Source organism: Erwinia sp. 2186 (assembly GCF_057812255.1).
In genome coordinates, this window is the sequence record NZ_CM173824.1 from 1,145,239 (window position 1) to 1,159,785 (window position 14,547).

General features: G+C 52.3%; 14 protein-coding genes and 5 tRNA genes. 16 read left to right on the top strand and 3 right to left on the bottom strand.

The window, feature by feature from the left end; genetic code table 11:
- The first annotated feature begins 45 nt into the window (after positions 1-45).
- From alaS to luxS, 11 genes are all read left to right on the top strand, one after another.
- Positions 46-2,673, top strand: a complete 2,628-nt coding sequence (alaS, locus tag ACXKZG_RS05260; protein ID WP_488875815.1) for an alanine--tRNA ligase — start codon at positions 46-48, stop codon at positions 2,671-2,673.
- Positions 2,674-2,918: 245 nt separating this feature from the next.
- Positions 2,919-3,104, top strand: a complete 186-nt coding sequence (gene csrA, locus ACXKZG_RS05265; RefSeq protein WP_004155916.1) for a carbon storage regulator CsrA — start codon at positions 2,919-2,921, stop codon at positions 3,102-3,104.
- A 405-nt stretch (positions 3,105-3,509) separates the two neighbouring features.
- Positions 3,510-3,602 (top strand) — tRNA-Ser (locus tag ACXKZG_RS05270).
- A 3-nt stretch (positions 3,603-3,605) separates the two neighbouring features.
- Positions 3,606-3,682, top strand: a tRNA-Arg gene (locus ACXKZG_RS05275).
- A 108-nt stretch (positions 3,683-3,790) separates the two neighbouring features.
- Positions 3,791-3,867: transfer RNA gene (locus tag ACXKZG_RS05280), tRNA-Arg, on the top strand.
- 93 nt (positions 3,868-3,960) lie between these two features.
- Positions 3,961-4,037: transfer RNA gene (locus ACXKZG_RS05285), tRNA-Arg, on the top strand.
- 136 nt (positions 4,038-4,173) lie between these two features.
- Positions 4,174-4,250: transfer RNA gene (locus ACXKZG_RS05290), tRNA-Arg, on the top strand.
- 450 nt (positions 4,251-4,700) lie between these two features.
- Positions 4,701-5,267 carry a fructose-1-phosphate/6-phosphogluconate phosphatase gene (yqaB, locus tag ACXKZG_RS05295; protein ID WP_488875816.1) on the top strand — a complete coding sequence of 189 codons (567 nt, stop codon included), beginning with the start codon at positions 4,701-4,703 and terminating at the stop codon, positions 5,265-5,267.
- The gene (locus ACXKZG_RS05300) at positions 5,264-5,692 is read left to right on the top strand and encodes a YqaA family protein (protein WP_041692106.1); all 429 of its coding nucleotides are present in this window, start codon (positions 5,264-5,266) and stop codon (positions 5,690-5,692) included. Before yqaB ends, ACXKZG_RS05300 begins: the two co-directional genes overlap by 4 nt.
- A 31-nt stretch (positions 5,693-5,723) precedes the next feature.
- Positions 5,724-7,325 carry a glutamate--cysteine ligase gene (gshA, locus tag ACXKZG_RS05305; RefSeq protein WP_041692105.1) on the top strand — a complete coding sequence of 534 codons (1,602 nt, stop codon included), beginning with the start codon at positions 5,724-5,726 and terminating at the stop codon, positions 7,323-7,325.
- 153 nt (positions 7,326-7,478) lie between these two features.
- Positions 7,479-7,994 carry an S-ribosylhomocysteine lyase gene (gene luxS / locus ACXKZG_RS05310; protein WP_488875817.1) on the top strand — a complete coding sequence of 172 codons (516 nt, stop codon included), beginning with the start codon at positions 7,479-7,481 and terminating at the stop codon, positions 7,992-7,994.
- A gap of 85 nt (positions 7,995-8,079) precedes the next feature.
- On the opposite strand, the gene ACXKZG_RS05315 is transcribed toward luxS, so the two are convergent.
- Together ACXKZG_RS05315 and ACXKZG_RS05320 are read right to left on the bottom strand one after the other, a co-directional pair.
- Positions 8,080-9,366 carry an HlyC/CorC family transporter gene (locus ACXKZG_RS05315; protein ID WP_041692104.1) on the bottom strand — a complete coding sequence of 429 codons (1,287 nt, stop codon included), beginning with the start codon at positions 9,364-9,366 and terminating at the stop codon, positions 8,080-8,082.
- A gap of 25 nt (positions 9,367-9,391) precedes the next feature.
- Positions 9,392-10,183: a cytochrome C assembly family protein gene (locus ACXKZG_RS05320; RefSeq protein ID WP_134822602.1), complete on the bottom strand. Its 792-nt coding sequence runs from the start codon at positions 10,181-10,183 to the stop codon at positions 9,392-9,394.
- Between the two features lie 164 nt (positions 10,184-10,347).
- Between ACXKZG_RS05320 and ffh the strand changes: the two genes are divergently transcribed.
- The 5 genes from ffh (at position 10,348) to rplS (ending at position 13,875) form a co-directional block, all read left to right on the top strand.
- Positions 10,348-11,709, top strand: coding sequence for a signal recognition particle protein (ffh, locus tag ACXKZG_RS05325; RefSeq protein ID WP_013203489.1), 1,362 nt, complete (start codon positions 10,348-10,350; stop codon positions 11,707-11,709).
- Between the two features lie 136 nt (positions 11,710-11,845).
- Positions 11,846-12,094 carry a 30S ribosomal protein S16 gene (gene rpsP, locus ACXKZG_RS05330; protein WP_013203488.1) on the top strand — a complete coding sequence of 83 codons (249 nt, stop codon included), beginning with the start codon at positions 11,846-11,848 and terminating at the stop codon, positions 12,092-12,094.
- Positions 12,095-12,112: 18 nt separating this feature from the next.
- Positions 12,113-12,661: a ribosome maturation factor RimM gene (rimM, locus tag ACXKZG_RS05335; protein ID WP_041692103.1), complete on the top strand. Its 549-nt coding sequence runs from the start codon at positions 12,113-12,115 to the stop codon at positions 12,659-12,661.
- 17 nt (positions 12,662-12,678) lie between these two features.
- Positions 12,679-13,434 carry a tRNA (guanosine(37)-N1)-methyltransferase TrmD gene (gene trmD / locus ACXKZG_RS05340; RefSeq protein ID WP_013203486.1) on the top strand — a complete coding sequence of 252 codons (756 nt, stop codon included), beginning with the start codon at positions 12,679-12,681 and terminating at the stop codon, positions 13,432-13,434.
- Between the two features lie 78 nt (positions 13,435-13,512).
- Positions 13,513-13,875: a 50S ribosomal protein L19 gene (gene rplS, locus ACXKZG_RS05345; RefSeq protein ID WP_013203485.1), complete on the top strand. Its 363-nt coding sequence runs from the start codon at positions 13,513-13,515 to the stop codon at positions 13,873-13,875.
- A 61-nt stretch (positions 13,876-13,936) separates the two neighbouring features.
- Here rplS and ACXKZG_RS05350 read toward each other — a convergent pair whose 3' ends face one another.
- Positions 13,937-14,452 carry a GNAT family N-acetyltransferase gene (locus ACXKZG_RS05350; protein WP_488875818.1) on the bottom strand — a complete coding sequence of 172 codons (516 nt, stop codon included), beginning with the start codon at positions 14,450-14,452 and terminating at the stop codon, positions 13,937-13,939.
- Positions 14,453-14,547: the final 95 nt, after the last annotated feature.

Here is a 14,547-nt window from a genome sequence, read left to right on the forward strand (position 1 = left end):
AGGTAAGACTCACGAAACAGTCTTTAGCGTGATTCAGGGACAATTATGAGCAAGAGCACTGCGGAGATTCGCCAGGCGTTTCTCGACTTTTTCCAAAGCAAGGGACATCAGGTTGTAGCCAGTAGCTCCCTCGTCCCAAACAACGATCCGACGTTGTTGTTCACTAACGCCGGGATGAACCAGTTTAAAGATGTTTTCCTCGGTCAGGATAAGCGCAACTATTCCCGCGCCACCACCTCTCAGCGCTGCGTGCGCGCGGGTGGCAAGCATAACGACCTGGAAAACGTGGGCTATACCGCCCGTCACCACACTTTCTTTGAAATGCTGGGTAACTTCAGCTTCGGCGACTATTTCAAGCGCGAGGCCATTGGCTTTGCGTGGGAACTGTTGACCGGCGCGCCGTGGTTTAACCTGCCGAAAGAGAAACTGTGGGTCACCGTTTACGAGACCGATGACGAAGCCTTCGACATCTGGGAAAAAGAAGTGGGCGTGCCGCGTGAGCGCATTATCCGCATCGGTGATAATAAGGGCGGCGCGTATGCCTCCGATAACTTCTGGCAGATGGGCGATACCGGTCCTTGCGGCCCGTGCTCCGAGATCTTCTTCGACCATGGCGATCACATCTGGGGTGGCCCTCCGGGTAGCCCGGAAGAAGATGGCGATCGCTTTATCGAGATCTGGAACATCGTCTTTATGCAGTTCAACCGTCAGCCAGACGGAACCATGCTGCCGTTGCCTAAGCCATCTGTCGATACTGGCATGGGCCTGGAGCGTATTACTGCCGTTCTGCAGCACGTTAATTCTAACTACGAAATCGACCTGTTCGCCAGGCTGATCGCGTCGGTTGCTGAGGTGACGGGCGCCACGGATTTGACCAGCAAATCCCTGCGCGTGATTGCCGATCATATTCGTTCTTGTGCCTTCCTGATTGCTGACGGGGTTATCCCTTCGAATGAGAACCGTGGCTACGTGCTGCGCCGCATCATTCGTCGTGCTGTCCGTCATGGCAACATGCTGGGCGCGCAGGGCAGCTTCTTCTGGAAACTGGTTGGGCCGTTGATTTCTGTGATGGGTTCCGCGGGCGAAGAGCTGGCAAGCCAGCAGTCTCAGGTTGAGCAGATCCTGAAAACAGAAGAAGAGCAGTTTGCTAAAACGCTGGAGCGTGGTCTGGCGCTGCTGGATGAAGAGTTGGAGAAGTTGCAGGGCGATACGCTGGATGGCGAAACCGTCTTCCGTCTGTATGACACCTTCGGCTTCCCGGCTGACCTTACGGCTGACGTCTGCCGTGAAAGAAATCTGAAGATTGATGAGGCTGGCTTCGAGAAAGCCATGGAGCAGCAGCGTCAACGTGCGCGTGAGGCCAGTGGCTTCGGCGCTGATTACAGCAAAGTGATCCAGATTGATGCCGCGTCTGCCTTCAAAGGCTACGAGCAGCTTGAACTGAACTCCACCGTGACCGCTATTTTTGTCGATGGCAAACCGGCGACAGAGATTGTGGCAGGGCAGGAAGGGGTGATTGTGCTGGATGAGACGCCATTCTATGGCGAATCGGGTGGCCAGGTTGGCGATACCGGCGAGCTGAAAGGCGATGCAGCCACCTTTACCGTTAACGACACGCAGAAATACGGTCAGGCGATTGGTCATACTGGCACGCTGGCCGCCGGGCAAATCCGCATTGGCGATCGTCTGTCCGCGCAGGTTGACCAGGCACGTCGTGACCGCATTCGTCTGAATCACTCTGCTACGCACCTGTTACATGCTGCATTACGTCAGGTTCTGGGTCATCATGTGGCGCAGAAAGGCTCTCTGGTTAACGACAAATACCTGCGTTTTGACTTCTCGCATTTTGAAGCGATGAAGCCAGAAGAAATTCGCCAGGTTGAAGAGATTGTTAATGCCCAGGTTCGTCGCAATCTGGCCATTGAAACCAATATCATGGAGCTGGAAGCCGCCAAATCCCATGGTGCGATGGCGCTGTTCGGTGAGAAGTATGACGATCACGTGCGTGTGCTGAGCATGGGTGACTTCTCCACGGAACTTTGTGGCGGTACCCACGCCAGCCGTACCGGTGATATCGGCCTGTTCCGCATTCTGTCTGAGTCAGGTACGGCAGCTGGCGTGCGTCGTATTGAGGCAGTAACCGGTGAAGGCGCGTTGGGCCTGATGTATGCCCAGAGCGAGCAGTTGCAGGACATTGCCCATCTGATTAAAGCCAACAACAGCAACCTGAACGAAAAGGTACGTGCGATGATTGATCACGTACGTGGCCTGGAAAGGGAGCTGCAGCAGCTTAAGGATCAGCAGGCGGCGCAGGAGAGTGCGTCCCTGAGCAGTAAAGCGATTCAAATTAAAGGCACCAGGTTGCTGGTCAGTGAATTGAGCAACGTTGAGCCGAAGATGCTGCGTACGATGGTCGACGAGCTGAAAAATCAGCTCAAGTCAGCGATCATCGTGCTGGCGACCGTGGCGGATGGGAAAGTCTCCCTGATTGCCGGGGTAACGAAAGATCTGACCGATCGGGTTAAAGCCGGCGAACTGGTGGGCGAACTGGCTCAGCAGGTTGGCGGTAAAGGTGGTGGTCGTCCTGATATGGCTCAGGCGGGTGGCACCGATGCTCAGGCGCTGCCTGCGGCACTGGCAGGCGTTGAGTCGTGGGTCGCTGCAAAGCTGTAACAAAATAAAAAATGCGCGCAGAAGGCGCTATGGAGTCACTCCATGGCGCTTACTGATGGGTGCACTCTTAAAAAACACAAAGTCAGGTTAGCGAAGGGTATTTCGGCTAAACTAAGTATCAGCAGAATGTATTGGTATGATGGTGCACTTGTGGTGTATTTGTCATAGTCTATATTTAGCGTTATACGATGGATAATGCCGGGCGACAGTTAACCCGACTCTTTTAATCTTTCAAGGAGCAAAGAATGCTTATTCTAACTCGTCGAGTTGGTGAAACCCTCATGATTGGCGATGAGGTGACTGTAACGGTGCTGGGTGTGAAAGGGAACCAGGTTCGCATCGGTGTGAACGCCCCTAAAGAAGTGTCTGTCCATCGCGAAGAGATCTATCAGCGTATTCAGGCCGAAAAAACTCAGCAAACGAGTTACTAACGGATCCGGCGTCTCGCTACGCTTAGCGAGGCGCTACCGGTTTTCTTCCTCATCCCTGCCATTCTTCTGTCTTAAATCCCCCGTTCCGCTTTCTCTGTTGCCCTGAACTTTTCACTGTTTCTGCCTCAATGCCGCTTTTGATTGCCCTGTATTGGCTGTCGTGGCCCAAAATCTTCCCTCAATCGTATTTTCTTGCGCTGAGCTTATTGCATTATCTCCTGGGTATTATTGTTGATATTTCAATCTTTTTGTCGCCAAAACACCCGTATTGCCTGCGAATTGTGCAATCAAACACGTAGGGGGAAAAATTGTTTGACTTATAAGTCCGCCAAAGTAATATGTGCGCCACGCAGTGCCGATGAGCAGTTATCAAGTTCTGAAGCACAACTCGCAAGAGTGCGTACTGGTGAGGTGGCCGAGAGGCTGAAGGCGCTCCCCTGCTAAGGGAGTATGCGGTCAAAAGCTGCATCCGGGGTTCGAATCCCCGCCTCACCGCCATTTGCATCCATAGCTCAGCTGGATAGAGTACTCGGCTACGAACCGAGCGGTCGGAGGTTCGAATCCTCCTGGATGCACCATTTTACGAGAGAGTTTGAACGAAACTTTTTTGTGTGTAGTACGATACTTGTTAGCAGCTTGTATCACGGTGAGTCGTTAGCACCCTGCGTTATACCAGAATATGTCATGCATCCATAGCTCAGCTGGATAGAGTACTCGGCTACGAACCGAGCGGTCGGAGGTTCGAATCCTCCTGGATGCACCATTTCTGAGAAGTGAAAGCGTTCCTTCGAATGGCAATTAGTTTCTTCTGTATCACCTCAGGTTTGTCGCGTTATCTCCCCTTAGTTTTTCCGATGCATCCATAGCTCAGCTGGATAGAGTACTCGGCTACGAACCGAGCGGTCGGAGGTTCGAATCCTCCTGGATGCACCATATTTTGCAATTCTGGCAGCACCAGAATACAGATTTTACGGTCTTTGTGGTCGACTGAGTTGTCTCTCTCAACAATTCAGCCAGCGCACTTGACGGTATCATCGCATTACCCCTCAGCATTACCGCATTTCCCAATGCATCCATAGCTCAGCTGGATAGAGTACTCGGCTACGAACCGAGCGGTCGGAGGTTCGAATCCTCCTGGATGCACCATATTTCCCAAGTCTTATAGCTCCTCCGGTTTGGCAAAGTTACCTGTGATTGAAGCCAGCACCAGGGAGGATAACGTTGCTTCAGCAACGGCCCGTAAGGGTGAGGCGAAGCCGAATAATCCTCCTGGATGCACCATATTCTGCAATTCTGGCAGCATCGCTGTTCTGGCAAATTAGCGTGTAGCTGAAGCCAGCACAAAGGATGATTACCGTTCCGCACAACATCTCCTCTTCACAACAATTTACCACCCTCAAAATATTAACCCTCTGATTACCCTGTATAAAACATGTCTACTCCTGTTTAGAACCCTCTGAGCTTATTCTCACGCCAAATTCTGATAATGAAAATCCCTATGTAAATCAAGGCATTTGCGGATCCATGCCAACAGCGACAAGTGCACCGCTTTACGCTAAAGTAATTGTTCACTTGATCAAGGATGGAGAGAGCAGAATGTACGACAGTTATGCAGGGTTGATCTTTGATATGGATGGCACCATTTTGGACACGGAGCCAACACATCGTAAGGCCTGGCATGAAGTTCTGGCCCGCCATGGACTGCACTTTGATGAACGCTCGGTGATTGGCCTGAATGGCTCACCGACCTGGCGTATTGCTGAAGTGATCATCGCCAGTCATCAAAGTACGCTGGACCCTTTTAAGCTGGCGGAAGAAAAAACCGTGGCGCTAAAAGAGATGCTCTTTGATACCGTGCGTCCACTGCCGCTGATTGAGGTGGTGAAAGCCTATAAAGGGCGTCGTCCGATGGCGGTAGGGACCGGTAGCGAACATGCGATGGCAGAAGCCTTGCTGCAGCATCTGGGGCTACGTGAGTACTTCGATGTGATTGTGGGGGCCGATGACGTCACCCGCCACAAACCCGAGCCAGAAACCTTTGTGCGCTGCGCAGAGTTGATGAAGGTGGTTCCATCACGTTGCGTGGTGTTTGAAGACGCAGATTTCGGCATTCAGGCAGCTCAGGCCGCAGGAATGGACTACGTCGATGTACGTTTGCTGTGAGTGACTGGCTCGCTTACGGGTCGATGTTCGCCAGCAGCTTTCTCAGTGCAACCTTACTGCCCGGCAGTTCAGAAGTGTTACTGGCGGGCTTGCTGATAGCAGGAAAGGTTTCAGTGAGTGGCATTGTTGCAACCGCAGCACTTGGTAACACGCTAGGCGGTCTGACAAATATTATCATTGGTCGCTGGCTGCCGTTAAAACAGCAGGGGCGATGGCATAACACAGCAACGGCGTGGCTGCACCGTTTGGGGCCTGCTGCGCTGCTATTGAGTTGGTTGCCAGTGATTGGCGACCTGCTATGCGTTCTCGCTGGCTGGCTACGTTTTGCCTGGCTGCCGATGGTGTTTTTTCTCGCCGTGGGCAAGACCTTGCGTTATATAGCGTTGGCGTACGCAACACTACAGGGCATGGATTGGTGGCATTGATTCGCGAATAATCGGCGCTACGGTTAACATTATGCTTAACAATAATAAGTTTTTCTCCGAGCGGGAGGTCAATTTGATCCCGGACGTATCACAGGCGCTTTCCTGGCTGGAAGCTCATCCTGACGCATTAAAAGGTATTGGTCGCGGTATTGAACGCGAAACGCTGCGCGTCAGACCAGATGGTCATCTGGCGACCACCGGCCACCCAAAATCTCTTGGCTCGGCGTTAACGCACAAGTGGATCACCACGGATTTTGCGGAAACGCTGCTCGAATTCATTACGCCGGTAGAAGGCGATATCGACAAACTGTTGGCCTTTTTACGGGATATCCACCGTCATACCTCCCGCGATTTAGGCGAAGAGCGTATGTGGCCAATGAGCATGCCGTGCCTGATTGAAGACAGTCAGAATATCGAACTGGCTCAGTACGGCAGCTCCAACATCGGTAAGATGAAAACGCTCTACCGCGAAGGCTTAAAAAACCGCTACGGTTCGCTGATGCAGGTTATTTCCGGCGTCCATTACAACTTCTCACTGCCGCTCTCTTTCTGGCAGGCATGGGGAGAAGGTAAGGATGAGAAGAGCGGGCAGGACGCGATCTCCGAAGGCTATCTGCGCCTGATCCGTAACTACTACCGTTTTGGCTGGGTCATTCCTTATCTGTTCGGCGCATCTCCGGCGATCTGCTCTTCGTTCCTGCAGGGAAAAGAGACTAAGTTGCCGTTCGAGAAAACGGAAAAGGGCATGCTGTATCTGCCTTATGCCACCTCATTACGTCTGAGCGACCTCGGTTATACCAACAAATCTCAGAACGGTCTGGGCATCACCTTCAATAATCTGCCCGATTATGTGAAGGCTCTGAAAGCGGCGATTAAAACGCCGTCGAAAGAGTATGGCGAGATGGGCATTAAGGACGAGCAGGGTAACTGGTTGCAGCTGAACACCAACGTGCTGCAGATTGAAAACGAGCTCTATGCGCCAATTCGTCCTAAACGCGTCACGCGTTCCGGCGAGAACCCGTCTGACGCGCTGCTGCGTGGTGGGATTGAGTATATCGAAGTCCGTTCACTGGATATCAACCCGTTCTCAGCCATTGGCGTCGATGAGAATCAGGTCCGCTTCCTGGATCTGTTCCTGATTTGGTGTACGCTGGCCGATGCGCCGGAGATGAGCAGTGACGAGCTGCTGTGCACCCGGACTAACTGGAACCGCGTGATCCTTGAAGGGCGTAAGCCTGGCTTAATGTTGGGCATGGGTTGTGGTGAAGCGCAGCATCCGCTGGCAGAAGTGGGCAAAACGCTGTTCAAAGATCTGCGTCGCGTGGCTGAAACGCTGGATAGCCAGCAGGGAAATCATTTGTATCAGGAAGTGTGTGACCGTCTGGTTGCTTCTTTCGACGATCCGGATTTGACCTATTCAGCACGTTTCCTGAATGCCCTGAAAGATAACGGCATTGACGGCACGGGGCTGGCCCTGGCGGAACAGTATCGCCATCAGCTGGCTGAAGAGTCGCTGGAAATTTTGACTGAGTCTGATTTTGAGCAGGAAGCTGTTCGCTCAAATGCGAGTCAGCAGGAAATCGAAGAAAGTGATACGCTTAACTTTGAAGACTTCTTAAAGAGTCGCAGTTAAGAAAAGAAAATGGCCACATTGCTGTGGCCAAAATAACATCTCTGTTGTCAGGGATGATGATAACAAAATTGCGCGTCTTTCATATATTCAGACCGGGCACGACAGAGAAAGTTTCACTGATTCGAAAATAAATTCATTAGTTGAGGTAACAATATGCCATTGCTGGATAGCTTTACTGTCGATCATACGATTATGGCGGCACCTGCGGTTCGTGTAGCTAAGACCATGAACACTCCTCATGGCGATACCATTACCGTTTTCGACCTGCGTTTCTGCAAGCCAAACAAAGAAGTGATGCCTGAGCGCGGGATCCACACGCTGGAGCACCTGTTTGCTGGCTTCATGCGTAACCACCTGAACGGTGATGGCGTGGAGATCATTGATATCTCCCCAATGGGTTGCCGTACCGGCTTTTACATGAGCCTGATTGGTTCACCTGATGAGCAGCGTGTGGCAAAAGCCTGGAAAGGGGCAATGCAGGACGTGCTGAAAGTCACCGACCAGCGCAAAATCCCTGAACTGAACGAATATCAGTGCGGCACGTTTGAGATGCACTCTTTAGATGAAGCGCAGGATATTGCACGTCACATTATCGACAACGACATTCGCGTGAACCATAACGACGAACTGGCGCTGCCGAAAGACAAACTGCAGGAACTGCACATCTAGTTTGTCCGGGGCAAGTGAGTTTGCCCCAACGTCTTACCTTCTGAACAGGGCGGAAAATTTCCCGCCCTTTTTTACCGCCCGCCTTTTACGATCCGACTGACTCTTTCAACGATTTCTTCGGTATGATGCGTACCTGCTTAATCATATTCTCCTGAACATCAAGAATATCAATCGCATAGTTGCCCACTTTCACCCGGGTGTTAGGTAACGGAATATCCTGTATCTCTTCAAGGATCATGCCGTTCACCGTTCGGGCTTCATCTTCTGGCAACGTCCAGTTAAAGGCTTTGTTCAGCTCACGGATGTTGGCACTGCCTTCAACCAGCACTGAACCGTCATTCTGCGGTACCACTTCTTCCGCCAGAGTAGGGGACATCGAGGTGGTGAAGTCGCCGACAATCTCTTCAAGAATGTCTTCGATGGTCACCAGCCCTTTGATATCACCATACTCATCCACCACCAGGCCAACCTTCTTTTTGTTACGCTGGAATTTAACCAGCTGCACGTTCAGCGGTGTGCCCTCAGGAACGTAATAAATTTCGTCCGCAGCGCGCAGCATGACTTCCTTGGTGAACTCTTTCTTCTCGGTCATCAGTCGATAGGCTTCGCGCACGCGCAGCATGCTGATGGTGTCATCAAGTGAGTCACGGTAGAGCACGATGCGGCCATGAGGAGAGTGGGTCAGCTGGCGAACAATCGATTTCCAGTCATCATTGATATTAATGCCGGCAATCTCATTGCGGGGCACCATGATGTCATCGACGTTCACTTTTTCCAGATCCAGCACTGACAGCAGCATGTCCTGATTGCGACGGGACATCAGTGAGCGCGACTCATGCACGATGGTACGCAGCTCGTCTTTGCTTAATGCGCCGCTGATAGCCCCATCGCTTCTGATGCCCACCATGCTCATCAGCAGGCGCGTAATGGTGTTCAGCAACCACACCAGCGGCATCATCACGATCTGTAACGGGCCGAGCAGGAAGCTGCTGGGGAAAGCGACTTTTTCCGGATAGAGCGCAGCAATGGTTTTTGGCAGAACTTCAGAGAACACCAGTACTGCAAACGTCAGGATCCCGGTGGCGATGGCCACACCCGCATCGCCATATAGCCGCATGCCGACGATGGTGGCCAGCGCGGAGGCCAGAATATTCACCAGGTTATTGCCAATCAGCACCAGGCTGATCAGGCGGTCAGGACGACGCAGCAGTTTTTCAACACGACGAGCGGCACGGTTACCGTTTTTAGCCAGATGGCGAAGCTTATAGCGATTGAGGGTCATCATCCCCGTCTCGGAACCTGAGAAGTAGGCGGAGACAAAAATCATGATGACCAGAGTGATAATTAACGTGGTGGTTGAAACATGTTCCAACGAAGGAATTCCTTGTAGTGGAGGGTCATGAGGACAGGAAGTGCTGCAACATCCGGCTACCGAAGTACGCCATGGTCAGCAGAAAAGCCCCGCCGCAGTTGAACCAGGCTACGCGGCGACCGCGCCAGCCTTCGTGATAATGACCCCAAAGCAAAACGATATAGACGAACCAGGCAAGAATCGACAGCACGGCTTTATCAACATTCTCGCGACTGAAAAGATCGTGCATGTAAAACAAGCCTGTGCAAAGCACCAGCGTCAGAAGCACCACGCCAACCTGAGTGATGTGGAACATCTTGCGCTCAATGGTCATCAACGGCGGGATATCACTGTTAAAGGCCAGCTTCTTGTTTTTCAGCAGATAGTCGATCCACGCCAGTTGTAAGGCATAGAGTGCGGCAATGATCAGCGTAGCATATGCAAACAGTGCCAGACCGATATGCACCATCATCCCCGGTGTGGTTTCGAGGTGGGTGATAAAGGCGTTGGGAACAAACGTGGCAAAGGCCAGGTTGATCAACGCAAAGCTGTACACAATCGGCAGCAGCATCCAGCCACGATTGCGTGAGGCGACGATGGTCATGATCGCGCAAATCAGCAAGCTGACCAGTGAGCCAATATTCAGCAGGCTAAGATTCTGGCCGCCGTCGATGGCAAAAATACGCTGTTCGAGCGCGACAGCGTGGCAAATCAGCGCGATTACAGCTGAGATTACCGCCAGGCGACGCCATCCACTTTGCTTGCGCAGCAGGCTGGGAATAATCAAAGCAAGGCTGAAGGAGTAGGCGAGTAGCGCCAGGATCGCAAAAACGGACATAGGTGTTGTCAGGTACCAGCCAGATGAGAAAAAAATCAGTATAGCGTCAGCGGCTGCTGGCTCCAAACGATCTCAACGCAGATGGCTGAGATCGCAGCGGCTTCATGTTATAATCCGTCCCATTGTGTCGCCTGGCGACCTCTCATTACGTTGAGCGAGAGACGATGTTTGATAATTTAACCGACAGATTGTCGCAATCCCTGCGCAATATCAGTGGCCGTGGACGGCTGACCGAAGACAACATTAAGGACACGCTGCGCGAAGTTCGCATGGCGTTACTTGAGGCGGACGTTGCGCTGCCGGTGGTGCGTGACTTTATCAACCGCGTAAAAGAGCGGGCGGTAGGTCAGGATGTAAATAAAAGCCTGACCCCAGGTCAGGAGTTCGTCAAGATCGTTCAGAGTGAACTGGTCGCGGCGATGGGCGCAGAAAATAACACGCTTAACCTGGCGGCGCAGCCTCCTGCCGTGGTGCTGATGGCTGGCCTGCAGGGTGCGGGTAAAACCACCAGTGTCGGTAAGCTGGGTAAATTCCTGCGCGAAAAGCACAAAAAGAAAGTGCTGGTCGTCTCTGCCGACGTTTATCGCCCGGCGGCGATCAAACAGTTGGAAACCCTGGCTGAACAGGTTGGCGTTGATTTCTGCCCATCCGATCTGAGCCAGAAGCCGGTTGATATCGTTAAGAATGCGTTACAGCAGGCTAAGCTGAAGTTCTACGACGTACTGCTGGTGGATACCGCCGGTCGTTTACACGTAGACGAAGCGATGATGGACGAAATCAAACAGGTTCACGCCGCGATTAACCCGGTAGAAACCCTGTTTGTGGTCGATGCGATGACCGGCCAGGATGCCGCCAATACAGCGAAAGCGTTTAACGAAGCGCTGCCGTTGACCGGTGTGATCCTGACCAAGGTGGACGGTGATGCCCGTGGCGGTGCTGCCCTGTCTATCCGTCAAATCACCGGCAAACCGATTAAATTTATGGGTGTGGGTGAAAAAACCGACGCTCTGGAGCCGTTCTACCCGGAACGTATTGCTTCCCGTATCCTTGGAATGGGCGATGTGCTGTCGCTGATTGAAGATATCGAAAGCAAAGTTGACCGTGCTCAGGCTGAAAAGCTGGCCAGCAAGCTCAAGAAGGGTGACGGCTTCGATCTGAACGACTTCCTCGATCAGCTCAAGCAGATGCGTAACATGGGTGGCATGGCCAGCCTGATGGGCAAACTGCCGGGCATGGGGCAACTGCCTGATAACGTGAAGTCGCAGATGGACGATAAAGTGCTGGTGCGCATGGAATCGATGATCAACTCCATGACGCGTAAAGAGCGCGAAAAGCCGGAGATCATCAAAGGTTCCCGCAAGCGCCGCATTGCAACCGGTTCAGGTATGCAGGTGCAGGACGTTAACCGCTTATTGAAGCAGTTTGACGACATGCAGCGCATGATGAAGAAGATGAAAAAGGGCGGTATGGCGAAGATGATGCGCGGCATGAAAGGTATGATGCCGCCGGGCTTCCCGGGCCGCTAAATCAGCCGAAAAGACAGGATGGCGAATTAGATTGCTTTTTGCGCCAAAATGAGTAAAATTTTCGGGCTTTTTATATTGCATTCGGGCCCCGTTCCCTCAATGGGGCCCGTGTGTTTTATTAACTCAAGAGGATGTTATGGTAACAATTCGTTTGGCACGTCACGGCGCTAAAAAGCGTCCGTTCTATCAGGTAGTCGTCACTGACAGCCGTAATGCTCGCAACGGTCGCTTCATCGAGCGCGTTGGTTTCTTCAACCCGATCGCATCTGGTCAGGCTGAAGCACTGCGTCTGGATCTGGACCGCATTGAGCACTGGGTTGGCCAGGGCGCTACTGTTTCTGACCGCGTTGGTGCGCTGGTCAAAGAAGCTAAGAAAGCAGCTTAATCTGTCACGGTGGTCAACATGAGCAAGCAACTCGCCGCGCGGTCTCCAGCTAACCCGTTAATTCTGGGGAAGATGGGATCAGCCTACGGTATCCGTGGTTGGCTCAAAGTGTTTTCCTCCACCGAAGATGCCGAAAGCATTTTTGACTATCAGCCGTGGTTTATCCAACGTGCGGGTCAATGGCAGCTTGTCGAGCTGGAAGGCTGGAAGCGCCACAATCAGGACATGATCATCAAAGTCAAAGGCATTGACGATCGTGATACTGCCGGTCTGCTGACGAATTGCGAAATTGTCGTGGACTCAGAGCAGTTGCCGGAACTGGACGGCGGCGATTACTACTGGAAAGACCTTATAGGTTGCCAGGTAGTCACCACTGAAGGTTACGAGCTGGGTAAAGTCACTGAGTTGATGGAAACCGGTTCGAACGACGTTCTCGTCGTACAGGCAAACCTGAAGGATGCATTCGGTGCGAAGGAGCGGTTAATTCCGTTCCTTGATGGACAGGTTATCAAGAATGTCGATCTCACTACCGGCACCATTGAAGTAGATTGGGATCCTGGTTTTTGAGCTCCGGACAAGACGGTATGGCACCAGCTTCATCGCTGTGGATTGGCGTTATCAGCCTGTTCCCAGAGATGTTCAGCGCGATTACCGATTACGGAGTAACTGGCCGGGCAGTAAAAAATGGCCTGCTCAGCATCCAGAGCTGGAGTCCTCGTGACTTCGCTCATGACCGGCACCGCACCGTGGACGAACGTCCATTCGGCGGCGGACCGGGGATGCTAATGATGGTTCAACCCTTACGGGATGCCATCCACGCAGCAAAAGCGGCGGCAGGAGAAGGCGCTAAGGTGATTTATCTTTCACCTCAGGGTCGCAAACTCGATCAAGATGGGGTTTGCGAGCTGGCGACCAACCAGAAACTGATTCTGGTATGTGGTCGTTATGAAGGGATTGATGAGCGCGTAATCAAAACCGAAATCGATGAAGAATGGTCGATTGGCGATTACGTACTCAGTGGTGGGGAGCTACCCGCAATGACGTTGATTGATTCAGTTGCCCGGTTTATTCCAGGCGTACTGGGTAAGCAGGCGTCAGCCGATGAAGATTCGTTCTCTAACGGTTTGCTGGATTGCCCACACTACACCCGACCTGAAGTGTTAGAAGGGATGGAGGTTCCGCCAGTTCTGCTGTCGGGCAACCATGCTGAAATTCGCCGTTGGCGCCTGAAACAGTCGTTGGGCCGTACCTGGCTAAGAAGACCTGAACTTCTGGAAAACCTGGCTCTGACTGAAGAGCAAGCAAAGTTGCTGAAGGAGTTCCAAAAGGAGCTTCGCTAAGCAACATAACGATGATGGGCATGCACGGCAATCGCCGCGCGCCTGAATATCAGTTTACCCAGGATAAGAGATTTAATTATGAGCAACATTATTAAGCAAATTGAACAAGAGCAGATGAAACAGGACGTACCTTCATTCCGTCCGGGTGATTCCGTGGAAGTGAAAGTATGGGTCGTTGAAGGTTCTAAGAAACGTCTGCAGGCATTCGAGGGCGTGGTTATCGCTATTCGTAACCGCGGTCTGCACTCTGCATTCACTGTTCGTAAAATTTCTAACGGCGAAGGTGTTGAGCGTGTATTCCAGACTCACTCACCGGTTATCGACAGCATTGCTGTGAAACGTCGTGGCGCCGTGCGTCAGGCTAAACTGTACTATCTGCGTGAGCGTACTGGTAAGTCTGCACGTATCAAAGAACGTTTGGGCGCTAAAGCAACTTCTTAAGTTAATAGCGAACAAGGGGCTGACCGAAAGGCGGCCCCTTTTTTTGTGCCTGAAATTTGCCTCACTGCTGTCGGTGAAAATGGTAGATGGCGGTGTTCACCGGACCGCTGTCCAGCACGATCAAACCGTATTTAATGCCGATAAACTCCGCGCCACACTTTAGCGCCACACCCCGGCTGGCCAGATTCTCTTCAACGGCCAGGATCTCCACAATCTCTCTTTCCGGACTTTGCCAGGCGAGATCGACCAGATACTGCACCGCGGAGCTCGCAATCCCCTGACGCTGTTCACTGCTACGCACCCAGTAGCCGATGGAACAATGATTCTGCTGATCTCTGGAGTAGCGTAACCCTGCGCCACCCAGCAAGCGCCCGTCTTCTGCGAACAGGCCCAGTTCATTGGCTTCTCCTTTATCCCGAAGCAGATGAGAGATGGCGAACCACTGGCGGGCTTCGGCTACAGTGAATCCTGAGTGCGCCCACAGTAACCAGGGACGTAACGTATCCATTGAATCATTCACGGCCTGAGAGAATGCGGGAGCATCTTCATCACGGTAGGGGCGAAGCTGGATTTTCATTGCAGGCTCTCCTTTAGCGGGATTAATCCTTAGTTATCTTCATCATAGGTTATCATTTCAACATTCACGAACGAATCTTATGTCTGCCCGTGCCC